The sequence below is a fragment of the Shewanella sp. 0m-8 genome (assembly GCF_052977265.1).
This window is the reverse complement of record NZ_JBRIMB010000004.1, coordinates 33,376-56,580: the sequence shown is the minus strand read 5'-3', so window position 1 is coordinate 56,580 and position 23,205 is coordinate 33,376. Positions and strand designations below refer to the sequence as shown.

24 protein-coding genes and 1 tRNA gene are annotated in these 23,205 nt (G+C 44.4%); 18 read left to right on the top strand and 7 right to left on the bottom strand.

Annotated features, from left to right (window positions below; all coding sequences use genetic code 11):
- The first annotated feature begins 134 nt into the window (after nt 1-134).
- Entirely contained in the window at nt 135-1,034 is a 900-nt protein-coding gene (locus ACVBIO_RS03105; RefSeq protein ID WP_447171931.1) for an autotransporter outer membrane beta-barrel domain-containing protein, read from the top strand.
- Between the two features lie 24 nt (nt 1,035-1,058).
- On the opposite strand, the gene ACVBIO_RS03100 is transcribed toward ACVBIO_RS03105, so the two are convergent.
- Together ACVBIO_RS03100 and ACVBIO_RS03095 are read right to left on the bottom strand one after the other, a co-directional pair.
- Entirely contained in the window at nt 1,059-1,619 is a 561-nt protein-coding gene (locus ACVBIO_RS03100; RefSeq protein WP_447171930.1) for a chalcone isomerase family protein, read from the bottom strand.
- A gap of 33 nt (nt 1,620-1,652) precedes the next feature.
- On the bottom strand, nt 1,653-2,132 hold the full coding sequence (locus ACVBIO_RS03095; protein ID WP_447163907.1) for a DUF2947 domain-containing protein: 480 nt from the start codon (nt 2,130-2,132) through the stop codon (nt 1,653-1,655).
- Nucleotides 2,133-2,418: 286 nt separating this feature from the next.
- On the opposite strand from ACVBIO_RS03095, the gene ACVBIO_RS03090 reads away from it, so the two are divergent.
- Nucleotides 2,419-3,171 (top strand): class I SAM-dependent DNA methyltransferase, encoded by a 753-nt coding sequence (locus ACVBIO_RS03090; protein ID WP_447168917.1) that lies wholly within the window; start codon nt 2,419-2,421, stop codon nt 3,169-3,171.
- Between the two features lie 222 nt (nt 3,172-3,393).
- Here ACVBIO_RS03090 and ACVBIO_RS03085 read toward each other — a convergent pair.
- A tRNA-Arg gene (locus tag ACVBIO_RS03085) sits at nt 3,394-3,469 on the bottom strand.
- A gap of 188 nt (nt 3,470-3,657) precedes the next feature.
- Nucleotides 3,658-4,827, bottom strand: coding sequence for a flagellar assembly protein FlgT (locus ACVBIO_RS03080; RefSeq protein WP_447163916.1), 1,170 nt, complete (start codon nt 4,825-4,827; stop codon nt 3,658-3,660).
- Nucleotides 4,828-5,202: 375 nt separating this feature from the next.
- On the opposite strand from ACVBIO_RS03080, the gene ACVBIO_RS03075 reads away from it, so the two are divergent.
- A complete protein-coding gene (locus ACVBIO_RS03075) occupies nt 5,203-5,832 on the top strand; it encodes a FlgO family outer membrane protein (protein WP_447163917.1) in 630 nt (209 codons plus the stop codon).
- Nucleotides 5,833-6,279 carry an LPP20 family lipoprotein gene (locus ACVBIO_RS03070; RefSeq protein ID WP_447171929.1) on the top strand — a complete coding sequence of 149 codons (447 nt, stop codon included), beginning with the start codon at nt 5,833-5,835 and terminating at the stop codon, nt 6,277-6,279.
- A 703-nt stretch (nt 6,280-6,982) separates the two neighbouring features.
- On the opposite strand, the gene ACVBIO_RS03065 is transcribed toward ACVBIO_RS03070, so the two are convergent.
- From ACVBIO_RS03065 to flgA, 3 genes are all read right to left on the bottom strand, one after another.
- A complete protein-coding gene (locus tag ACVBIO_RS03065; RefSeq protein ID WP_447161435.1) occupies nt 6,983-7,408 on the bottom strand; it encodes a flagella synthesis protein FlgN in 426 nt (141 codons plus the stop codon).
- Nucleotides 7,409-7,492: 84 nt separating this feature from the next.
- Entirely contained in the window at nt 7,493-7,810 is a 318-nt protein-coding gene (flgM, locus tag ACVBIO_RS03060; RefSeq protein ID WP_447161434.1) for a flagellar biosynthesis anti-sigma factor FlgM, read from the bottom strand.
- Nucleotides 7,811-7,907: 97 nt separating this feature from the next.
- Entirely contained in the window at nt 7,908-8,615 is a 708-nt protein-coding gene (flgA, locus tag ACVBIO_RS03055) for a flagellar basal body P-ring formation chaperone FlgA (protein ID WP_447161433.1), read from the bottom strand.
- Nucleotides 8,616-8,911: 296 nt separating this feature from the next.
- Between flgA and ACVBIO_RS03050 the strand changes: the two genes are divergently transcribed.
- The 14 genes from ACVBIO_RS03050 to ACVBIO_RS02985 all read left to right on the top strand — a co-directional run bounded on the left by ACVBIO_RS03050 (nt 8,912) and on the right by ACVBIO_RS02985 (nt 23,053).
- Nucleotides 8,912-9,832: a chemotaxis protein CheV gene (locus ACVBIO_RS03050; protein WP_447161432.1), complete on the top strand. Its 921-nt coding sequence runs from the start codon at nt 8,912-8,914 to the stop codon at nt 9,830-9,832.
- A gap of 143 nt (nt 9,833-9,975) precedes the next feature.
- A complete protein-coding gene (locus tag ACVBIO_RS03045) occupies nt 9,976-10,815 on the top strand; it encodes a CheR family methyltransferase (RefSeq protein ID WP_447161467.1) in 840 nt (279 codons plus the stop codon).
- A 163-nt stretch (nt 10,816-10,978) separates the two neighbouring features.
- Nucleotides 10,979-11,377 (top strand): flagellar basal body rod protein FlgB, encoded by a 399-nt coding sequence (gene flgB / locus ACVBIO_RS03040; protein ID WP_447161431.1) that lies wholly within the window; start codon nt 10,979-10,981, stop codon nt 11,375-11,377.
- Between the two features lie 2 nt (nt 11,378-11,379).
- The gene (gene flgC / locus ACVBIO_RS03035) at nt 11,380-11,796 is read left to right on the top strand and encodes a flagellar basal body rod protein FlgC (protein ID WP_447161430.1); all 417 of its coding nucleotides are present in this window, start codon (nt 11,380-11,382) and stop codon (nt 11,794-11,796) included.
- 25 nt (nt 11,797-11,821) lie between these two features.
- Entirely contained in the window at nt 11,822-12,634 is an 813-nt protein-coding gene (flgD, locus tag ACVBIO_RS03030) for a flagellar hook assembly protein FlgD (protein ID WP_447168927.1), read from the top strand.
- A gap of 88 nt (nt 12,635-12,722) precedes the next feature.
- Nucleotides 12,723-14,084 (top strand): flagellar hook protein FlgE, encoded by a 1,362-nt coding sequence (gene flgE, locus ACVBIO_RS03025; protein ID WP_447161428.1) that lies wholly within the window; start codon nt 12,723-12,725, stop codon nt 14,082-14,084.
- A 594-nt stretch (nt 14,085-14,678) separates the two neighbouring features.
- On the top strand, nt 14,679-15,422 hold the full coding sequence (gene flgF, locus ACVBIO_RS03020; RefSeq protein WP_447171928.1) for a flagellar basal-body rod protein FlgF: 744 nt from the start codon (nt 14,679-14,681) through the stop codon (nt 15,420-15,422).
- Nucleotides 15,423-15,432: 10 nt separating this feature from the next.
- On the top strand, nt 15,433-16,221 hold the full coding sequence (gene flgG, locus ACVBIO_RS03015) for a flagellar basal-body rod protein FlgG (protein ID WP_447161426.1): 789 nt from the start codon (nt 15,433-15,435) through the stop codon (nt 16,219-16,221).
- 22 nt (nt 16,222-16,243) lie between these two features.
- Entirely contained in the window at nt 16,244-16,918 is a 675-nt protein-coding gene (gene flgH, locus ACVBIO_RS03010) for a flagellar basal body L-ring protein FlgH (RefSeq protein WP_447161425.1), read from the top strand.
- A gap of 37 nt (nt 16,919-16,955) precedes the next feature.
- Nucleotides 16,956-18,047, top strand: a complete 1,092-nt coding sequence (locus ACVBIO_RS03005; RefSeq protein WP_447171927.1) for a flagellar basal body P-ring protein FlgI — start codon at nt 16,956-16,958, stop codon at nt 18,045-18,047.
- 28 nt (nt 18,048-18,075) lie between these two features.
- Nucleotides 18,076-19,212 (top strand): flagellar assembly peptidoglycan hydrolase FlgJ, encoded by a 1,137-nt coding sequence (flgJ, locus tag ACVBIO_RS03000; RefSeq protein WP_447171926.1) that lies wholly within the window; start codon nt 18,076-18,078, stop codon nt 19,210-19,212.
- A gap of 46 nt (nt 19,213-19,258) precedes the next feature.
- On the top strand, nt 19,259-20,911 hold the full coding sequence (gene flgK / locus ACVBIO_RS02995; RefSeq protein WP_447171925.1) for a flagellar hook-associated protein FlgK: 1,653 nt from the start codon (nt 19,259-19,261) through the stop codon (nt 20,909-20,911).
- A 39-nt stretch (nt 20,912-20,950) separates the two neighbouring features.
- Nucleotides 20,951-22,141 carry a flagellar hook-associated protein FlgL gene (gene flgL / locus ACVBIO_RS02990; RefSeq protein WP_447171924.1) on the top strand — a complete coding sequence of 397 codons (1,191 nt, stop codon included), beginning with the start codon at nt 20,951-20,953 and terminating at the stop codon, nt 22,139-22,141.
- A gap of 93 nt (nt 22,142-22,234) precedes the next feature.
- Nucleotides 22,235-23,053, top strand: a complete 819-nt coding sequence (locus tag ACVBIO_RS02985) for a flagellin N-terminal helical domain-containing protein (RefSeq protein ID WP_447171923.1) — start codon at nt 22,235-22,237, stop codon at nt 23,051-23,053.
- The last annotated feature ends 152 nt before the right edge of the window (nt 23,054-23,205 follow it).

Genomic DNA, 23,205 nt, shown 5'->3' with positions numbered 1-23,205 from the left:
TATAAACGAATGCTATAAACGATTAATTAGATACAAAATGATCCTGTAGCTAAGCTTTATCGTAAGGTAGAGTTGCAATGAACTAGTGTTATTACATGTTGCCTGAATAATGATTAGCTAATGGAGTTAGCAATATGAAAAAGCCTCTGGCAGTGAGCGTACTTGCCTTATCAACATTGATTGTGTCCCCAACAGTATTAGCTAAAGAGAACGGGAAACCATCATCTTATCGACCGAGCCCTTTTACATTAAGTGCTTCAAGGATAACAACGGGCACAGCATCTGTTGGTGATGACGGTAATGAGTTACAGCGTGACCAGTGGATGTTTGATTTTAAAGCTAATATGCGCCTCAGTAAGCAGTGGTCGATAGGTGCGGCTGTTGGTTATGATAATTTAGATTATGATTGGCGCTCGGCACGTCTAAAAGATAGCACTCAAACCTGGGATAAGATTGAACGTTACAAAGCGAGTTTATCTCTCTCTTATCGTCCCAACAAAAACTGGATGTTCATGCTTGCGCCAAAGTTGCAATATGCATATGCCGACAGCGCATCATCGAGTAATGCACAAAGTTATGGTGCCGTGTTATCCGGTATGTATCGTTTTGACTCGGGAAATGTATTAGGTATTGGGGTCGCGTATCTGAATGATATTGATGAAGTTAGAACCGTACCGTTTATTGCAGTTAACTGGCAGATCACTGAAAACTTGAAACTCGGAAATCCATTCTCAGCAGGTTTTAGTGGACCGGCAGGCTTAGAGCTTAGCTATCAGCTGGCATCTGATTGGAACGTCGGCCTTGGGGCATCTAAACGCACTAATCGTTTCTTAATTGCCGATAAACAAAATACTGCAGAAATTGACGAGTGGGTAAGCTTTGCAAGAGTCGGCTGGGATATCTCGCGCTCTGTAAGCGTTAATGCCTATGCGGGGTATTTCTTTAATGGTGAGTTAGAGCTCAATCCGCAAAACAGTGTTGAGGATATCGACAACCAAGGCGCAGCCGCCCTGGATGTCACATTTAAGTTTTAACTATTTATCGTCTACAAGTGGCTGCTATTGGCCCAGCATGGCTTCTTTCAAGCTGTTCTGGGCAGGCTCTTTACCTAACCAGATCTTTAGCAATGCCTGACGAAAGTCTTCACCCGCAATGGTTGCTTGAGCTTGACCATTTTTGTACGCGGTGACGCCGGTAGCTTTATCGGCTAATAAGGTAAATTGGTCACCTTCAACAATTTCAGCGCTAAACAGCCCCATAAATTGCTCGATTTGAGCGGCTATTGGCGTGGTATTGCCGTCAGTTGCATCAGAAAAACCTTCGGTGATGGCATCTTTCATCTTATCGGCGGTGATCATACCCGAAGTGATATTAAGACGAACGGCAGCGCTTGGCGCATCAAGTACCGCTTGGGCAGAGTCGAGGGCTGTTGGCACATATAAGCTACCAACATACAAGTCGATAAAGAACTTACTGCGCACACCTGCGCCATTGAGCACCAATGTTTGGCTGGCGATATTGATTGAGCCATCTAACTGAACGCCAGAAACCTCTTTAGCCTGCAATGACGATGAAACCAACATACTGGTTGCTAATAATAGGGTCGAAATGAACTTCATAATAACCTCGAAATAGTAGGTAACGGCCGGCAATTAGCCACGAGAACCTAACTGGAACTGACCATTTTGGTGAAATAGTGCTGTCTGCTTTTGCTTTGCAGAGATCAGCAGTGGACCATCATCAAAGAACAGGAAAGACTTCCAGTTACGCACAAATACATCCCAGCGAGTTTCAATCACTTGGTACTTGTCGTAACAGAAATATACGGGGGCGTCGTCAGCCCAATCAAAATGCTCGCTAAAACCTTCAGGTAAAGCAGGATCTTCACTATCCCAAGCACTTTGCCAGTGTTCGGTTAACACCCAAGCAGTGTCTTTAGCTGCCCAGTCACCTTTAGTGAACTGTTCTGTGCGGCTACTTTTGTTGCTTATCCACTTATTCCAAACTTCCATTGATGACTTCTGATCAAGCGGCAAAATAAGCGCCTTGTCTTCATCGGTAACAGGAAGGTCTTTATGATTAAAAATCCATTTACGTTTGTATTGTTCAAATGGAATATAAGTATGTGCCACAGAGCCTCTCTTGAAACGGTATTTTAGGTGAGAACGGCGGCATTATACCTTGCAAGAGACAGCAATAGCAGCGGCATGAATGTTTTTTTATTACAGCTTATGAATATTTAAGTAGAAAGGGGAAGTGAGTGAGTTGTAGGCTATACGTAAGCCTCAATATTACTGAAGCTTTCGGCTAAAATTAACTATTTTGTAAGCCAAGTCGACAATGTGCCTTTATATCTGCTTCGCAAATATCGACAATTAGTATAGTATGCGCCACCCAAAAAATTCACGGTAAACCCCCTTGCTGACAACGCAAACTAACGCGCTATACACCGACCTGTCTGGTTATTATGATTTGATGTGTGCCGATATTAACTATCAAGCACAAAGTGACTGCATTCGCCGTCTGCATCAATTATTCGGCAATAGAGGCGTCCGCCATCTCGACTTAGCCTGTGGTACAGGTCCCCATGTTCAATATTTTATTGAAAATGGATTTCAAAGTAGCGGCCTAGATATCAATCAGCCGATGCTCGATATTGCTAAGCTACGTTGCCCTGAAGCCGATTTTGTGTGTCATGACATGGCCAATTTCACGGTCGATGAGCCATTAGACTTGATCACCTGTTTTCTGTATTCCATCCACTACAGCGATGGTATTGAAAAACTGAAAGAGTGTATTAGCAGCGTACATCGCGCGTTAGCAACGGGCGGTATGTTTTGTTTTAACGCCGTAAAAAAGACCCGAATAGACAACAGCTCAGTGGTTAGCCATAGCGCAGCTCATGAAGACAGTCAGTTTGTGTTTAGCTCAGGTTGGTATTACTCGGGTGACGGTGAAAAACAGGCGCTTAAACTCAGCATTCAAAAAACAACCGGTGATATCACCCAGTCTTGGCAAGATGAACACCCTATGGTCGCGGTCGGATTTGCACAATTGCAGCAGTTACTGCAGCCTTACTTTGAAGTGCATATCCTTGAACATGACTACGACAGGCTGACGCCTTGGGATGGCATTTCAGGCAACGCTATTTTTGCCTGTGTGAAAATCTAGTCATCGCGATAATATTCGCCGCGCAGTATTATTTGAGCAAACTTAAATGAAAAATGATCCTGCGCGTAAAGCAGAACGTGAATAGATAAAGTGCATGCTCAAAGCCCCATCGTAAACAACCTACTTAGCTTAAGCTTGTTTAATCTAGCGAAATTTTATTTTAGATACTGAAACGTTTAAGACGGTAGTGCTTATTGAATTGCATATACAAAGGAGTGTATATGGTCTCCCCACAGGGACTCGAACCCCGATCGATCGCTTAGGAGGCGACTGCTCTATCCTGTTGAGCTATAGGGAGACGATGCTGATTATACTGGTTTTACACTAGATGAAAAGAGCTGATGAAAAGTCTTTAAATTTAGTTGCTTAATAAATGTTCTGCGGCTGAGCATTTTGCAGGCTAATCCCATTTATTTAGTGATTAACCTGCAATTTACGCCAGTAATGTTAGCCAGTCATTTTAGTGCAGGCTTAAGCCTGCTCCAGTTATAGCTTTATCGCCAAGTCATTAATTTGAATATTGAGCGATGCGGCGATGCCATCTAATACCGCTGTAGCACTTTCTTCTGTCACTTGATCTATGGTGATGGTCGCTTTACTTTTTCCTGCCACCGCGCGCATGTTATCGAGTCTATCGGGCATATTTTGCTGCAATACTAGTTGAAGCGTGTCACCGACTCGAATGCCGTGGCGTCTGCCTAGGTTGAGGATAATCCTATCGGCCTGTTTAGATACCACCTGACCGAGTAGTGGGCGGCAATTTAAGCTGTTATCTAAATCATTGCTAACTTGAGCCAAAATTTGATCAATTACCTGGCCGTAGTCAGAACTCCAGAAACTGGTGCTATTAGAGTTAACCGTTTGCTGGCGCTTAAACTCCCATTCTGCCGCTTGGCTGTATTGTTGACTCCAGACTTTCTCGCCGCTAATACCATGAAAGAGCGATACTCGAATTTGAAAATTACGCATGGGGTCGTTGTCCCACAGCCCAAGGGTACTGGTGAAATCTTCAGTTGATATATCGATGATCTCTGGCAGCAGAATATATTGGCTGTCTGTTATCTCACTCAACCAGCTAGGTAAGCGATAGCCACGCACATCAATTAAAGCTTGGTCTATGTCTAAACGCTCATTGGCATGGGTCAGTGGAAAGCTACTGTTAGAGTGTTGCTCTAGCGTGAAGGCTAAACGCTCTGACAGGTTTTGCTCGAACAGACCAATATTGCCGACTCTAAGCTGGGTTCTGTCTTTGATTAATGCCTGGGGGATTAAAATGGCCGCTTTAAGCTGGCTACTTTGGCAAGTGTCGTTGAGCGGTTCAATGATATCGATACGAACATTGACGGTGATTTCATTGTTTTCAATACGCTCACTGATAAGTTCAACATTTTGGCTTTGCGCCTGATGTGCCATGGCAAAAGTGTCATTGATTAATTGGCCGTTACTGACGGTTTGTTGGCTACTAAAGCGTGCACCGGACTGTAACGTGGCATAACTTACGGCTTGGTGAATGGCGTTTTCTCTTGCTTGAGTGACGTTGTTATCGGTAATTTTTGCTTGGCCACTGGCAGTGATCCACTTGGCTTGTGCTGGCAGCGTGACAACGGATGACATTAAGCACACGAGTGCTGTGATTGAATATAGCGCTGGTTTCATCTTACCTGTCCAGTTTTCGAGAAATTGATGGCATGGTTATTGTGCATAGTTACTCTGCATATTTGTTTGACATAGCTTTTTGCATAGCTTTGTGCCGGATAACTGACAAACCTGCCTTTTAGCAATGAGTTAAGCAATTAACGTGCCTGTATCGGCAGATTTGTGGCTATCCTTTAGCAGGAGTACTCGATGATTTTTTATTAACAGCTGTGTAGAAGAGGACACTGAGCTAGATCTGAGAAGTTTAGGGCCAAAATAGATAAAGTTTTGGGCTGCTTTGCCGATATGAATTTAATAGCATTTATGCGTACGGATAAGGTCGGAACGATTACTGCAACTCGTTGTAGTGATTAACGTCTGATAGGAAGTTTAAACATGTATAAGCCCATTATTTTTCTATCTTTACTGCTGACTATCGGCTGTGCAAGCACCGAGGGCGATAATCCCGCTGAGCAGCAGATGGCTAACGGTTATGGTTTGCCGCATACCGCTGCGATAAATCATTTGTCTCAACAGATGGCCAATGAACTGGTTCGGCAAAACGACAGCTTGCGCCCAAATCAGCCATTGCTGGTGGCAACCCCGGTATTGGTATCAGATATGACATCGACCAATGCGCTTGCTTTGCAATATCAACAAGGTTTGATTGCGGCGTTACATGATCATCAGTTCAATTTAGTTGATATTAATGTCAGTGATGCCCTTAAGGTCACTGCTGATGGTGAGTTTATTATGAGTCGTGATTGGCAGCAATTGTCCTCAGACTTACCGGTTGAGAATGTGGTGGTTTCGACGATGAGTTTATCGACCCAAGGGGTGGCAATTAATAGCCGAATCGTCAATGTGACTAATAACCGTGTGGTATCGGCGGCGCAAGGTTTTGTTAATGCCGCTGCGATGCCTGGTTATATTCGCGTTTCAGAAAAGGTAGTGTCAGAAAATGGGTTACTTTATCGCAATAACCAAGGCGGGCTGCAATCGGTGAAAATAGTAGGGGATAAATAGATGAAAGCCGTTCTTTTATGTGCCGCGTTAACCCTTTGTGCATGCTCGGCACAAGACCGCTATGTGCAGTATGAAACAGAGGCGCCACGCTCTTTTCCCAAGTTGAGCGCAACCGGTTATGCACCGCTGGACACTCAACCTGCAGCTGAACATTCTCAGCGTGTATTAATGGCAATGCAAGCCTCGAAAATTGCGGCGTATCGTGAACTTGCAGAGCAGGTTTATGGTCAACAATTGAGTGCAAGTAGCCAGATGAGTGACTGGATGTTATCTAGTGATGAAATTCAAGCGTCTGTATCGGGCGTTATTCGTGGTGCTAAAATAGTAAAAAGTTATCCTGCTGGTGAGCATTATGTGACGGAACTAGAGTTAGATTTTGAGCAAGTATGGGCACTATATCAGCAGCAACACCGCTCGCAACGAGTGAAAGAAATTACGTATTTTTAAGGGGCAGGGCGTTCGCAGGCTCACTTCGAGGACGCTTCGCTTCTAGGTCCTAGGAAAAGCGCAAGAAAAGTCAAAAGCTTGAATTGGTTTTATTTATGCAATTGCTTTGATCTTTATGCTTTGCTAGAACCTAGAACCTAGAACCTAGAACCTAGAACCTAGAATCTAGAATCTTCTTTTTTCGTAGGTCGGCATTAATGCCGTCGTTTTTCTTTTCCTTAAGCGAAGCGCTCCGTAGTGACCTTCAATTAAATTAAACAGTCACGTGCCGTAAGGCCGAAGGCCGAAGGCCGTTCGTCTTCGCGTTTCCCGTCTTAGCTTTAACCTAGTACCTGCCTTTCCTCGTACCTTCTTTATAAAGTAGGTCGGCCTTTATGCCGTCAGTTTTGAAGTGATACGTAAGCTTTGATGGGCTAAAGCCCAAGCTACAGCTCAAGCTACAATTGCGATGATACGTTATGTTAGTTGTTACGGTGGGCTCTGTAATGTCTAGGCTCTTTGCTTTTGTATAAGCTAAGCGTTCTGTAGTGACCTTCAATTAAATTAAACAGTCATGTGCCGTAAGGCCGAAGGCCGTTCGTCTTCGCGTTTCCTGTCTTAGCTTTAACCTAGGATCTAGAAGTCGCAACGCGACGCTCTCGAAGTGACATTCAATTGAGACAAAGTCACGTCCTCGCAGCGAAGCGTCCTTTATTTAAAACCGTTAAGCTTTTAAATTATTTCCAAGCGTTGAAATACTAGAGGTTTTTCCTTTGCCATCGTAAGTTAGGCTCGACGCATTTCGGCTTACCTGTAGCGCTTGTGAGAATCGATTTAAGCTGGCTAAACTTAATTCAATCAGTGACTCATTTTCAGCATTGAGTTGTTGGCACTCGGCTAATAAGACTTTGGTGTCGGTCACTTGTGTAGATAATGTAGGATCGGTTTTTAATAAGGCTAGATCAGGCTGAACGGCAATCATCTCATCATTTTGTTTAAGGCTAGCCAATAGGTTTGCCTTAGTGCTGGCTAACGACAACAAAACATCGGCTTGCTGAGCATGCAAGGCTTGTTTTTCTTGGCTAATAACCGCGTTTAGCTCAGTCAACACTTGGTGTTGTGAGCTAAGGAGTTGAGATAAATTTGTCATAATGGCCTTGTTAATTTTCGCTCTATTGAGTTCGCTGCTTTGACCCGTTATGTCCTACTTTGCACATAAGCTAGCACATAGCGCTTACTTTAAATCTTTAAGATCATTTTCAAAGTTTGCGATGTTACTTGCAAGCTTATCTGGATCGATTTTGTAACGCCCTTCGGCAATTGCGGCTTTAATTTCGTCTACTTTCTTTTGGTCTATTTCTGGCATGTCAGCCATCTTAGTTTGTACATTTTGGATCTGTTGAGCCTGTGCGGTAATCGACACCGAGTCGCCTTTCTGTGCGGCGGGAGTGGGTGTTGTTGGCGCAGTTTGTGCTGATGTTGCTTTGGTACTCGCACCCGTACTAATTCGCGTATTGGCGTGAGGGTTTACTTGTTTAATATCAATAGCCATTTTGAAATCCAACAGTTAAAAAAGAGTTTCTTACCCATGCTATCGGCAGCATCACTGGTTACTTTAGGACTTTTTACATTCTTCTATTCGTACATTCTTACATTCTTACTTCGACTTGGCCAACGCCAGTGACGCGAGCATCGAGTTTTTTATGGGAGTGGCTATTTTTTATGCGAACTTTATCACCCACGTTGCCATCATGCAGTGCTTCACCAACGGTTTTAATTTCAAAATTGTCAGAGCGCGCATATATCGACACGCTATCGCCTTTACACACAATACAGAGTTGGTTGGCAAAAATGGGGTGCCCCGGTGCGACACGTCGTTTTAATCTCGCCCCTATCACTTCGGAGATACTTTCAAACTGTTGGCCCCGCAAAGTGGTTTGCTCAATATATTCGAGTGCAATATCGTCTCTAGATAACAGATCACCCGGCCCCATGGTCGATTTTGCGACTACAACAGGGTACAGGATCTCCACTCTTACCGATAAGAACATCTGCCAGGGATAACTTAAATCTGGACTGTTGCAGCTAATTTTAACTGTATTGTTACGGCGGATAGCACGATCGCTGGCGATTTCGGCGGTGATGGGTAAGTAGCAGTTGGGTAAGTTGACACGCGTATCTAGGCTCTGAGGGCTGATATTAATCTTTGCCTTATCAGGCGCTTCAATTTTTTCTTCAATAGCCGCTATAGCTAATTGAGAAATGGTCGATACAGATGGAATACTGGCAGCTGTAGTGGCAGTTGCCGCCATTGGGGTCAAAAGTACAACTAAAATGATGCAAAAGTAGATTTTCATAATGAATGCAGTGGCTTGATTCGCTAATATGCGACAATATTGTGTTATGTGCTGAACTGCAGTCATCTTTATCCTTTTGGATTGGTTGGCGTCATTAGTTTGACTGAAAAGGCCGTACTCGCTTGGATAGCTCCAAGTAAGCAATTAATGTGCCTAAAAGTGATGGTTGTGTGAAATATGGCGTCAAACCTTGTGTGAAATACACCGAGTGTAGCCAAATTATAAAGACTATTTACACACACTAATTAAATTGAAATAGATATCGCCTACATGAGTAGGTACAAGGCAAAAAATGTATGTCGAATATTCTCGAATCAGTCAATAAACGGACTCAATTGGTTGGACAAAACCGCCTAGAATTATTGTTATTTAAGCTAAATGGACGTCAACGATTTGGTATTAATGTTTTTAAAGTCAAAGAGGTGTTGCAGTGTCCACCTTTAACAAACTTACCAAAATTGAACTCCAAGGTGCGCGGCGTTGCTCATGTTCGCGGTATGATGATTTCGGTGATTGACTTGAGTGCGGCAACCGGTGGTCGTCCAATCGAGAATATTGAAAACAGCTTCATTATTATCTCAGAATATAACCGCAGTGTGCAGGGCTTCTTGGTCAGTTCAGTTGAGCGAATTATTAATATGAACTGGGAAGCCATTATGCCGCCACCACAAGGGGCGGGCAAATCCTCTTATCTGACCGCGGTGACTGAAATTGAAAACGAATTAGTTGAGATTTTAGATGTTGAGAGAATTCTTGATGAAATTTCACCCGTTAACACTAACACCAGTAAAGAGCTGGATGATGCCTTAACGATTGACCGTGATAAGCATTACCACATTATGGTGATTGATGACTCATCGGTCGCTCGTAAGCAAATTATTCGCGCGCTCACTTCGCTCGATTTACAAATAGATACAGCCAAAGACGGTAGAGAAGCGTTGAATAAACTGCGGGCGATATCGGCAGAGCTTGATGACGTATCAACTGAGATCCCATTGATTATTTCTGACATTGAAATGCCAGAGATGGATGGTTATACCTTAACCGCAGAAATTCGTGATGATCCTAAGCTAAGAAACATTAAAGTGGTATTACACACTTCATTAAGCGGTGTGTTTAATCAGGCGATGGTGCAAAAGGTGGGGGCTAACGATTTTATCGCTAAGTTTAACCCTGATGAGTTAGCCGCAGCGGTAAACAAGCATTTAAGCCTGTAGTTGCCATTAGTTGCCGTTATTTAGTATCAGCATAAACCATAGCTTGCTTGTGTTTGTGTTGATGCTAAGGTATAAACCTGCGTTCGTTTTTACCCGTGGTCGATGTTGATTGACCACTGTGGTTTGTTTTACTGAATTAGGATATTAGAGTGGCGAATAAATCTCTTGCTGAGAATGAGTACAATCAATTTAGATTATTCTTAGAACAGCACAGCGGTATTGTGTTGGGAGAAAATAAGCAGTATCTGGTGCGTAGCCGACTAGCACCTCTTATGGGCAAATATAATTTGCCATCCTTATCAGACGTGGTTAAGCATTCGATGAAACCGACTGAGCGCCAATTGCGCACTGAAGTTATCGATGCTATGACGACAAATGAAACCTTATGGTTTCGCGACCGTTATCCTTTCGAGTTATTGTCGAGTACGATTTTACCCACATTTAGTCGTTTAGGCCGACCGGTAAAAATCTGGTCTGCAGCCTGTTCTTCAGGTCAAGAGCCGTATTCGTTAGCGATGACAATATTAGAGCATCAACAGCGCAAGCCTGGCAGCTTACCCGCCAGTGCAAGTATTCTGGCAACAGATTTGTCACCCTCTATGCTTGAGCGCTGTAAAAATGCGCAATACGATAATCTTGCCTTAGGTCGTGGTTTGTCTGATGAACGCAAACGTCAGTTTTTTGATGCTTTGCCCTCAGGCAACATGGTTGTTAAAGACAACGTTAAGCGCTTAGTCAATTTTCGCGCCCATAACCTGCTAGAAAGTTATACCTTACTAGGTAAGTTCGATATTATTTTTTGCCGTAATGTGTTGATCTATTTTTCACCAGAGGCAAAGCGGAAAATCCTACGGCAATTTGCTGCCGCGTTAAATCCTAACGGCATACTGTTTCTAGGCGCGTCCGAGTCTATAGCGGGTCTGTCTGATGAATTTGATATGGTGCGTTGTAACCCTGGGATCTACTATCAAAAACGAGGCTAATGCTTTGTTTGCTCGACTCTGCTTCTACTAACGCGTCTTTGTGACGCGTTTTTTATCTCTAGCATTCGATGTTGAATGTGTCTCCTAGCTAATCTTTCAAGTATCTCTCTAATTTGGCACAACTATTGCTTTGTTCTAGCTATCGAGCTGAGGAGGCAATTTTATGGCGATTAGTTTTGACAAAGCATTAGGGGTTCATCAATACACTTTGGGCGTTCGCTCCCAGCGTGCAGAGATCCTGTCTTCAAATATTGCAAATGCTGATACGCCAAATTATAAAGCCCGTGATATCGATTTTTCTAAAGCGATGGGGGCGGCTCAATCTCAGCAATCGGGTTTAGCTATGGCTAAAAGCGATACTAAACACTTCGATATGGCGGCATTAACTCAGCAACATGTGGGCTACCGGGTGCCAAATCAGCCTGATACGGGTGACGGTAACACGGTTGATATTCAGCAAGAGCAGTCTTCTTTTATGCAAAACGCACTGGAATATCAAATGTCACTGGGTTTTCTTGACAGTAAGTTCGCTGGTATGAAAAAAGCACTTAGAGGCAGTTAATCATGAGCTTATTTAATATTTTTAACGTTGCAGGTTCTGGTATGTCGGCCCAATCGGTCAGACTTAACACCACGGCGAGTAATATTGCCAATGCTGATTCTGTATCAAGCAGTGTGGGTGAAACCTACCGTGCGCGTCATCCTATCTTTGAAGCTGAAATGAGTAAGGCGCAGCAGCATCAAAGTGCAGCGCAGTCAGTTGCCGTTAAAGGGATTGTTGAAAGTGATATGCCACTGAATAAAGAGTTTTCGCCAGGTCACCCTATGGCGGACACCGATGGCTTTATCTACAAGCCTAATGTAAATGTAATGGAGGAGATGGCTAACATGATTTCAGCCTCTCGCTCTTATCAAATGAACGTACAAGTCACTGAAGCAGCAAAATCGATGCTTCAGCAGACATTAAAAATGGGCAAATAAACTCAGTGAAAGCTGGAGGTAAATTTTGAGCCTTATTAATCCGCTCACCGCAACACAGCCGGCTGCTAGCCAGCCACAACAGGCTAATGCTATTTCGCCACAAACAGCGCAGGCTGCGACTCAGAGTACGGCTGCATCGGCGACTAACACTGAGCAGACATCAACGGGGAACCCGTTTCTTGATGGCTTACGTTTGCCTGAAGAAAGCGCTATTCCTGAACCCAATAGCCAGGAGTTAACCCAAGAGGATTTCTTCTCGCTATTGAGTCAACAGCTGTCGATGCAAGATCCCTTTAAGCCTGTTGAAAATGATCAGATGATCCAGCAGATGGCGTCTTTCTCAACGGTAGACGGGATCAGCAAACTGAACGAAGAGATTGTTAATCTAAATGCGTTAACCAGCTCAAGTCAGGCGTTACAGGCCTCAGGCCTTGTTGGCCAAAAGGTACTTATCCCGTCGGATACAGCGCATATCTCTGCTGAAGATCCGAACATGAAAGGCATCATCAGTACGCCGGAACCTGTCGAATCAATCATCGTCCGTATCGAAGATGAAAAAGGTCAGCTAATCACTACCTACAATGTCGATGGCAGTGCGGGTGGCAATATCGATGTCAGCTGGGATGGTTTAGATAAGAACGGCCAGCCCGTAGCTGATGGTAACTATACCTTCAAAGCCAGCGGTAAAGTTAACGGCACAAGCGAAGAGCTACCGGTATCGACTTACGCACATGTTACTAGCGTTTCACTTGGCACAGCAGCGACAGGCGCTATCTTAAACTTACGTGGCGTTGGCGGAATTAAGATCAGTGATGTGTTAGCTGTATCTGAAACCTAATAGCTAGAAACTCATTTTGCGAGATGTTGCGGCTTAAGATAAAGCGCCAATGTTTCGAAACCGAATTAAACAAGGATTGAGGTGAATCATGTCATTTAACATTGCACTGAGCGGTATTTCGTCAGCCCAAAAAGATCTAAATACAACGGCAAACAATATTGCAAACGTTAACACCACTGGCTTTAAGGAGTCTCGCGCAGAATTTGCCGATGTTTACGCGAACTCTATTTTTTCCAACAGTAAAACTGCAGTGGGTGGTGGTGTCACAACGAGTCAAGTTGCTCAGCAATTCCATCAGGGCAGTATGGCATTCACTAATAACTCGCTCGATATGGCGATTAACGGCGGTGGCTTCTTTGTGACCTCATCTGAAGCGGGATCACAAGATCATTCATTTACCCGTGCAGGCGCTTTCAAGTTTGACTCTAATAACTATATCGTTGACTCAGCAGGTAACTTCTTACAGACCTTCCCTGTAGATAAAGATGGTAACTCGACGTCGGTGAGTTTAACCACCACTAAACCGGTACAGATCCCTGATACCGCAGGTAGTCCGGTTAAGACTGATAACGTCGGCATTCAGATGAACCTAAATGCGGGCGAGGCGACACTCGATCCAGCAGCGTTCGATCCAGATGACCCAGATACATTTAATAACTCAACCTCAGTGACCATGTATGATTCACTGGGTGAGCCACACATTTTAACCTCATACTTTGTACGTCCTCCTAATGCCGCTCACACCGGTGAGAGTAACTGGGTAGCGTTTTATGCAGTCGACGGCAAACCTGTCGATTTAGATCCTGCCGCGGGTGAGTATAAGACTGATACCAACGGTGACGGTACGGCTGATGGCACTGCTAATGCTGAAAACGCAGGGGGTTGGAAAGGCGCGGCTATTTCATTTAACGATACTGGCGCATATACCGGCAGCAATCCAGCAGTTATTAAAACAGAAGCCTTAGGTGTTGGTGGTGCAGATGTATTAGGCGCTGGCGCTGATGGTAGCCAGACCTTAACGCTAAACTTTAATAACCCAACTCAGTATGCATCGCCATTTGAGGTGACAGAGTTAACTCAAGATGGTACTACGGTAGGGCGTTTAACTAACGTTGAAGTAGGCGCTGACGGCCTAATTAACGCCAGTTACAGCAATGGTTCAACAGTACCACTTGCACGTGTTGCCTTAGTGAGCTTTGCTAACGAGCAAGGGCTAACGCAAGCGGGTAATACCTCTTGGAAGGCGAGTTTAGACTCAGGCCCGGCACTTGCCGGAGAGGCAAACAGTGGTACTTTTGGTAGTGTTCGTTCATCGGCACTTGAACAGTCAAACGTAGACTTGACGACCGAACTCGTTGATTTGATCTCTGCTCAGCGTAACTTCCAGGCCAACTCAAGAACGCTTGAAGTGAACAACACGCTACAACAGACAGTTCTGCAAATCCGCTAAGCTTTAAAAAGCTAAGAAGGGCGCTCGCAGGCTCACTGCGAGGTCCCTTCTTGGTTTTAGGACCGAGGAAAAGCACAAGAGCCGAACGCTTCGCTCACGGAAGACGGAACGTTCGCAGGCTCACTCACAGAATGGTATAAGCTAAGAAGTTACTAGGGCGTTCGCAGGCTCACTTCGAGGACGCTTCTAGGTCCTAGAGAAAACGCAATAAAAGTCAAAAGCTTGCATTGGTTTTATTTATGCAATTGCTTTGATCTTTATGCTTTCCTAGAACCTAGAACCTAGAACCTTCTTTTTTCGTAGGTCGGCATTTATGCCGTCAGTTTAATCTGTTAAGTCTTTTCCGTAAGCGAAGCGTTCCGTAGTGACCTTCAATTCAATCAAACAGTCACGTGCCGTCAGGCCGCAGGCCGTTCGTATTTGCTTGTTCATCTTAGCTTTAACCTAGGATCTAGAAGTCGCAACGCGACGCCCTCGCAGTGGCATTCAATTAAAGTCAATAGTCACGTCCTAGCAGCGTAGCGTCCTTCTTTGTATATCTTGGCACGATGTTTGCTATTAATTTCGTTAGACGGAAGTTTGACGGAGTGTAAAGTGGACAAATTGCTCTATGTCGCGATGAGCGGCGCAAAACAGAATATGAATTCGTTGGCGGTCAGTGCCAACAATTTAGCAAACGCAAATACAGATGGCTTTAAAGCCTCTCTTGCTCAAGCTCGCTCTATGCAGGCTTTTGGCGAAGGTCTACCTACGCGCGTGTTCTCGATGACAGAAAGTCCGTCAGCTAATTTTTCTTGCGGTCCAATAAAAACCACTGGGCGTGATTTAGACATTGCCGTCAAAGGTGATGGCTGGATTGCTGTGCAAGCTGAAAATGGCGGTGAAGCGTATACCCGTTCAGGCAGCTTGCGTTTCGATAACTCTGGTGTGCTGCGTAATGATAGAGGCACGGCAGTGATGGGCGACAATGGCCCGATTGTATTGCCGCTACCCATTGAAAAGGTCGAAATCTCCCAAGATGGCATTGTATCTGTTCGTCCGTCGGGTGCCACAGCCGAGGTGATTGAAGAGGTTGCTCGCATCAAGTTGGTCAACCCGGGTAATCAAAATTTAATGCGCGGTGAAGACGGCTTGTTCCGTTTAATGTCGGGTGAGAATGCGCAGGCCGATCCAAGCGTCGGTCTGCTAAGCGGCGCAGTGGAAGGCAGTAACGTTAATGCCGTCCATGAGATGGTATCTATGATTGACCTACAGCGTCAGTTTGAGATGCAAGTGAAAATGATGAAAACAGCAGAAGAGAACGATCGCGCGTCCTCTTCCTTAATGCGCATAAGCTAGGAGAGACACTATGCATCCCGCTTTATGGATAAGTAAGACTGGTTTAGACGCTCAACAAACCGATATTTCAGTTATTTCTAATAACGTGGCTAACGCCAGTACCGTCGGGTTTAAAAAGAGCCGTGCTGTATTTGAAGACTTGCTGTATCAAAACGTCAGTCAAGCTGGCGGCATTAGCGCATCGAATACTAAATTGCCCAATGGTTTAAGTATTGGCGCCGGTACTAAAGTGGTCGCAACTCAAGAGATGTTTACTCAGGGCAACATGTTGACCACTGATAACTCGCTCGACTTGATGATTGAAGGCCCAGGTTTTTTTGAAGTGCAGATGCCAGATGGCACCGCAGCTTATACCCGCAATGGTCAGTTTAGTTTAGATGAAACCGGCCAAATCGTAACGCCGGGTTCAGGTTATGTGATCCAGCCTGCTATCACCATTCCAGAAGGCGCCACTAGCATTACCGTCTCGGCAGAAGGCGAAGTCTCTGTTAAGACGCCAGGTAATGCCGAAAACCAAGTGGTAGGTCAATTAGCCATATCCGATTTTATTAATCCGTCGGGACTCGACCCAATGGGACAAAACCTGTACGTAGAAACTGGGGCAAGTGGCACACCTATTCAAGGTACGGCTTCACTCGATGGTATGGGTGCAATCCGTCAGGGGGCGCTTGAAACCTCAAACGTGAACGTGACCGAAGAGCTGGTAAACCTGATTGAAAGTCAGCGTATTTATGAGATGAACTCAAAGGTGATCTCTGCGGTTGACCAGATGTTGTCTTACGTTAACCAGAATCTTTAAGATATTTTAAGAGGCTTTGACTATGAAGCGTTTGTGGGCTGTTTTCTTTATGGTGGCTTTATCGGCTTGTAATTCGACCAATGGCAAGCCAATTGCTGATGATCCTTATTACGCGCCAGTTTATCCTGAAGCGCCGCCAACCAAAATCGCTGCAACCGGCTCTATGTATCAAGATAGTCAGGCATCGAGCCTTTACTCTGATATTAAAGCGTTAAAAGTGGGTGACATCATTACCGTGTTATTGATGGAGCAGACTCAGGCTAAAAAGAGCGCCAATAACGAGATCTCTAAAGGCACAGATCTGTCGCTTGACCCCATTTATGCTGGCGGCGGCAATGTGACCATTGGCGGCAATCCCATCGATTTACGCTACAAAGACAGCATGAATACCAAGCGCGAATCTGACGCCGACCAAAGCAACAGCTTATCTGGCAGTATTTCAGCTAACGTGATGCAGGTGCTTAATAACGGTAACCTGGTTATTCGTGGTGAAAAATGGATAAGCATCAATAACGGTGACGAGTTTGTTCGCATTACCGGTATTGTTCGCGCGCAAGATATTCGACCTGACAATACGATTGACTCACAAAGAGTGGCTAATGCTCGTATTCAGTACAGCGGAACGGGTACGTTCGCCGAAGTACAAAAAGTGGGGTGGTTAGCCTCGTTCTTTATGGGCAGCTGGTGGCCGTTTTAGGCTCTATATTGGCGCCTATTGCTAAGGATTTAGGATGATGAAATTAAAATTAGCATTGCTATGTGTCATGTTGGTATTGACGGCTCCCGTTCATGCCCAGCGTATCAAAGACATTGCAAACGTACAGGGTGTGCGTAGTAACCAGTTAATCGGCTACGGTTTAGTGGTGGGTTTACCGGGTACGGGGGAAAAGACCCGTTATACCGAGCAAACCTTTAAAACCATGTTGAAGAATTTTGGCATTAACTTGCCTGATAACTTTAGACCCAAGATTAAAAACATCGCGGTTGTTGCCGTCAGTGCTGACATGCCGCCGTTTATCAAGCCGGGTCAAACCCTAGATGTTACGGTTTCAAGTTTAGGTGAGGCAAAGAGTTTACGTGGTGGCATGTTACTGCAAACCTTCTTAAGAGGGGTTGACGGTAATGTGTATGCCATTGCTCAAGGCAGCATGGTTGTCAGTGGTTTTAGCGCCGAAGGGATGGATGGCTCTAAAGTTGTTCAAAACACACCAACAGTTGGACGTATACCCAATGGCGCGATTATTGAGCGTACTGTAGCAACGCCATTTTCTACCGGCGATCATTTAACCTTTAACTTGCGCCGTGCGGACTTCTCAACTGCAAAACGTTTAGCCGATGCGATTAACGATCTGTTAGGCCCTGGCATGGCAAGGCCACTTGACGCAGCATCAGTGCAAGTCAGTGCACCACGAGATGTATCACAGCGGGTATCTTTTTTGGCAACGCTTGAGAATATTGAAGTTGAGCCCGCCGCAGAATCAGCCAAGGTGATTGTTAACTCTCGCACCGGTACGATTGTCGTGGGTCAAAACGTCAAATTATTGCCAGCAGCGGTAACCCATGGTGGACTAACGGTGACAATTGCCGAGGCAACTCAGGTTTCTCAGCCTAATCCGTTTGCAAATGGTCAAACCGCAGTCACTACAGATAGCACTATTGATGTGGCAGAAGAAGATAGTCGTATGTTTATGTTTAACCCTGGAACCACGCTAGATGAGCTAGTTCGGGCGGTTAACCTAGTAGGCGCTGCACCGTCAGATGTGCTGGCAATTCTTGAAGCGTTAAAGATGGCAGGGGCTTTGCATGGTGAACTGATAATTATCTAAATATTGTCAGTTTTATTGGAAAGGTGTCATGGAGAAGTTGTCGAACGCATCGCAATTTCTGGATCTTGGAGGCCTAGACTCATTAAGATCCAGAGCGCAAAAAGATGAAACCAGCGCGTTAAAAGAAGTTGCCCAGCAATTTGAAGGGATCTTTGTGCAAATGCTGATGCAAAGCATGCGTGACGCCAATGCTGTCTTTGAATCAGACAGTCCAATGAACAGCCAATATACTCAGTTTTATGAGCAGATGCATGACCAGCAGATGTCATTGAATTTATCGGGTGAAGGCATGTTAGGTTTAGCCGACCTTATGGTGCAGCAACTCGACCCAGCAAACAGCCCCATGACACCAGCTTCTGTATTACGCGGTGATATTAATGCAAGTTCCAAAGCGGTAGCATTAACCATGGACAAACCTGATGTAATGCAAATGCCGTCATCAAGGACACCAAGCTTGAATAGCATAGCTACAGAAGCTGGAGCATTTGCAGGGGCTAATCAAATAACACCGCAACAAGTTAATCAACCTAGTAGCTTAATTGCGTCTGGCTCAAATCAAGCAATGGTTGCCAATCATCCGTTATTTTCAATCAAACAAACAGACACCTTAGATTCAGTATTAAGTGGCAAAGTATTGCCGTCAGCGGCTGTCGATGCTGACAAGTCTCAGGCAAACTTTACTAGTCAACAAGAGTTCGTTTCGCGTTTGTATCCTCATGCTGAAAAAGCGGCAAAAGAGCTAGGTACCACACCTGAAATATTGATTGCTCAGTCTGCTCTCGAAACTGGTTGGGGGCAAAAAATGGTTAAGGGTCAACAAGGCCAGCAAAGTAACAATTTATTCAATATAAAGGCCGATAGTCGTTGGCAGGGCGAACATGCATCTGTTAACACGTTGGAATATGAACAAGGCATTGCTGTTAAGCAGCGAGCCAACTTCAGAGTCTATGAGGATATTGGTCAAAGCTTTAATGACTTTGTTGCTTTTGTTGGGAATGGTGAGCGTTACCAAGATGCGTTAAAACAAGCTGCAAATCCACAGGCTTTTATCCGTTCTTTACAAGATGCAGGCTATGCAACCGATCCGAAATACGCTGATAAAGTTATTCAAGTAATGCAGACGATTACTCGTGACTTTAAAGATGTTTTACAAGGGGTTAAATAGTGCAAACACAAGTTGTTCATCCTCTTGATTTAGGGAGTCAGTAATTATGTCTTTAGATTTAATGAATATTGCTCGTACGGGCGTGCTGGCTTCGCAGTCACAATTAGCTATTACCAGTAATAACATTGCTAACGCTAATACTGCAGGCTACAACCGCCAGGTAGTTTCGCAATCGGCTCTAGATTCCCAGCGTGTAGGTAATGATTTTTATGGCGCAGGTACTTATGTATCTGACGTTAAACGTGTGTACAACGATTATGCGACCCGAGAGCTGCGGATAGGTTCTACTGCGGTGAGTGAGTCGCAAACCACTTTTGGTAAAATGAGTGAACTCGACCAGATTTTCTCTCAGTTAGGAAAAGCGGTACCGCAAGGGCTGAATGATTTTTTTGCCAGTATGAATGCGTTAGCTGATGTACCGGGTGATATTGGTATGCGAGATTCACTTTTAACTAATGCTAAGAATCTAGCAAATACCGTCAACCAAATGCAAGGTCACCTTGACGGCCAAATGAGCCAAACCAATGATCAGATTGCTGCGGTAACTGACCGCATCAATGAGATCAGCAATGAACTTGGTAACATTAACCGTGAATTGATGAAATCCCAAGGCCAAGATATGCAATTGCTGGATAAGCAAGACGCATTAATTTTGGAACTTAGCGAATATGCTTCTGTAAATGTGGTGCCATTAGATTCAGGCGCTAAGAGCATTATGCTGGGTGGTTCGGTCATGCTGGTGTCGGGTGAAAAGTCGATGCAAATGGGGACATTTCAAGGCGATCCTTATCCCAATGAGCTTCAGATCACTGCCCAATCCGGTGATAAAAGCATGGTGGTTGACGCGAGTAAACTAGGCGGCCAGCTAGGTGCATTAGTTAATTATCGTGACGAAACACTATTACCATCGCAAATGGAGCTTGGTCAATTGGCTTTGGGTATTAGTGATGCTTTTAACCAAGCTCAAGCTCAGGGCTTCGATTTAAATGGTCAGGTCGGCGGTAACATTTTTACCGATATCAATGACCCATCAATGCAAATAGGCCGTGTAGGAGCACTATCAACAAATACAGGTACCGCAGCATTAAGCGTTAATATTGATGAGGTTGGAGACCTAAGCGGCAGTAGTTATGAATTGAAGTTTACCGCACCATCAACTTACGAGCTAAAAGATGCCGCTAGCGGCAATGTTACGCCGCTAATATTAAATGGCACCAAGCTTGAGGGCGCTGATGGCTTTAGCATCAATATTGAGACTGGTGCGATGGCATCTGGCGATACATTTGAAATAAGACCGACTTCTGGCGCAGCCTCATCAATCTCAGTGGTGATGACAGATCCTAAAGGCATTGCTGCAGCTGGTTCCGCAGTCGCTGCTGAAGGCGACAACACCAATATGGTCAACATGGCTAAATTGAACGAAGCCAAGTTAATGAATGGTGGTAAAACTACTCTAAACGATGTGTTTGAGAACACAAAGTTAGATGTGGGCAGTAAAACAAAATCGGCCGAGATGTCGATGGGATCAGCCGAAGCTATTTACAACCAAGCTTATACTCGAAATCAAAGCGTGTCAGGGGTCAACTTAGATGAGGAAGCAGCCAATTTAATGCGTTTCCAACAGTCTTATCAGGCATCGGCACGGATTATGACAACAGCTAATGAGATATTTAACACACTATTTAGCTCTCTACGTTAATGAAGTTAATGATTAGAGCAAGGATTAGGAACTAACACCATGCGAATTTCAACAGCGCAAATGTTTCATCAAAATATTAATAGTGTGACTAGTAAACAGTCGCAAACTAGCCAAATTATCGAGCAGTTATCTACAGGGAAGCGAGTTAATAGTGCTGGTGATGATCCTGTCGCAGCTGCGGGCATTGGTAACCTTAACCAACAAAATGCTGTAGTCGATCAATTTATTATGAATATTGATTACGCGACAAACCGCTTATCCATTACAGAAAGTAAATTGGGGAGTGCGTCAACATTAGCCAGTAGTGCGAGAGAGCAAGTTCTTAGGGCGGTAAACGGCACATTGACCGACACTGATCGGCAAACTGTTGCCGATGAACTGCGCGGTACCTTAGATGAATTGATGGCTATTGCTAATAGTAAAGATGAGTCAGGTAATTATTTATTTGGTGGCTTTAATACAGCGGATCAACCTTTTGAATTTGATGCCAGTGGTAATGCGGTTTACAACGGTGATAGTGGCGTAAGAGAAACAGTGGTTGCATCGGGGACAACAATAGGCGCCAATATTCCCGGCGACCAAGCTTTTATGAACTCTCCTAATGGTTTGGGTGATTACAGTGTCAATTATTTGGCCTCACAAACCGGCGAGTTTACTGTCGAGAGCGCGAAAGTGACAGATCCAGCGACACATACGCCAGATACCTTCAAATTTACCATGGTCGGTAACGATTTAGAAGTCAGAGATTCGTCAAATACTGTGGTAACTACGGTACCGGCGTTTGACCCAAACAATCCGGTATCGTTTAACGGTATGGAAGTTAAATTAGACGGAAAGCCTGCAGCAGGGGACTCATTTACGCTGGAACACAAGCCAGAGGTGAGTTTGCTCGATACCATCAATAGTGCAATAGCACTCATTGAAGACCCAAATATGGCTAATACTCCAGCGGGTAAATCAGAGTTGGCACAGGTATTGAATAATATCGATAGTGGTATGAATCAATTGGATGTTGCTCGGGGCGCTGCTGGTAATAGTTTAAAAAGTTTAGACAGTTACGCCGCAACTCATGAAGAAGAAAAGATTGTTAATAACTCGGCTCTTTCTATGTTGGAAGATTTAGATTACGCCGAGGCGATAACGCAATTGGAGCAGCAACAACAAGCTCTTAATGCCGCATCAAGCGTTTTTACTAAGGTCGGTAGCGTGTCATTGTTTGATTACATTTAAGCCTGGCATTCCACCTAAATAATTAGAATTCAAATTAACCGAAATTAGCCAAGCCTGAAGTCTTGGCGGTAACTTTAGATAAGGGAAATCACAATGGCTATTACCGTTAATACCAACGTTACATCAATGAAAGCGCAAAAGAACCTAAATGCTTCAAGCCAAGGGTTAGCTACATCAATGGAGCGCTTATCCAGTGGTCTTCGCATTAACAGTGCAAAAGACGATGCTGCAGGTTTGGCAATTTCTAACCGCCTAGATTCACAGGTGCGGGGTTTAGACGTGGGCATGCGTAATGCCAATGACGGTATTTCAGTTGCACAAGTGGCTGAAGGAGCGATGCAGGAACAAACCAACATGCTACAACGCATGCGAGACTTGTCAGTGCAAGCTACTAACGGTGCGAATAGCGCTAGCGATTTAACTGCATTAAAGTCAGAGATGGATGAACTCGCTTTGGAGATAACAGCTATTGGTGATACTACTGCTTTCGGCAACACTCCTTTATTAGATGGCAATTTTACTGGAAAAAACTTCCAAGTTGGTCATCAAGGTGGAGAGAATGTTACAATTGACATAACACAATCGGATGCTGCAACCTTAGCTGTAGACACATTAGATGTGACAGCTGCTGGCGGAGGAGCTACAGCAATTACTGCCATTGATGCAGCAATTGCGACTATCGACAGTCAGAGAAGTACTTTAGGTGCATTCCAAAATAGGCTTTCTCATAATATTAGTAACAGTGCTAATACACAGGCGAACGTTGCTGATGCAAAAAGTCGTATTGTGGATGTAGATTTCGCCAAAGAAACGGCTCAAATGACCAAGAACCAAGTGCTACAACAAACAGGTAGTTCCATGCTGGCGCAGGCTAATCAGTTGCCGCAGGTTGCCTTGTCATTACTTGGTTAATTGATAGTGTCGATTTAGTTTAACAGACTACTTACAATGGGTTAGCCTAGCCTCAACTTAAAAAACCATATTGACTGTTAACCCTGTGAATATGGTTTTTTCAGTTTTTGATGTCTACTTAATGCTCTGATATTGATATTGTTTATTTGCAT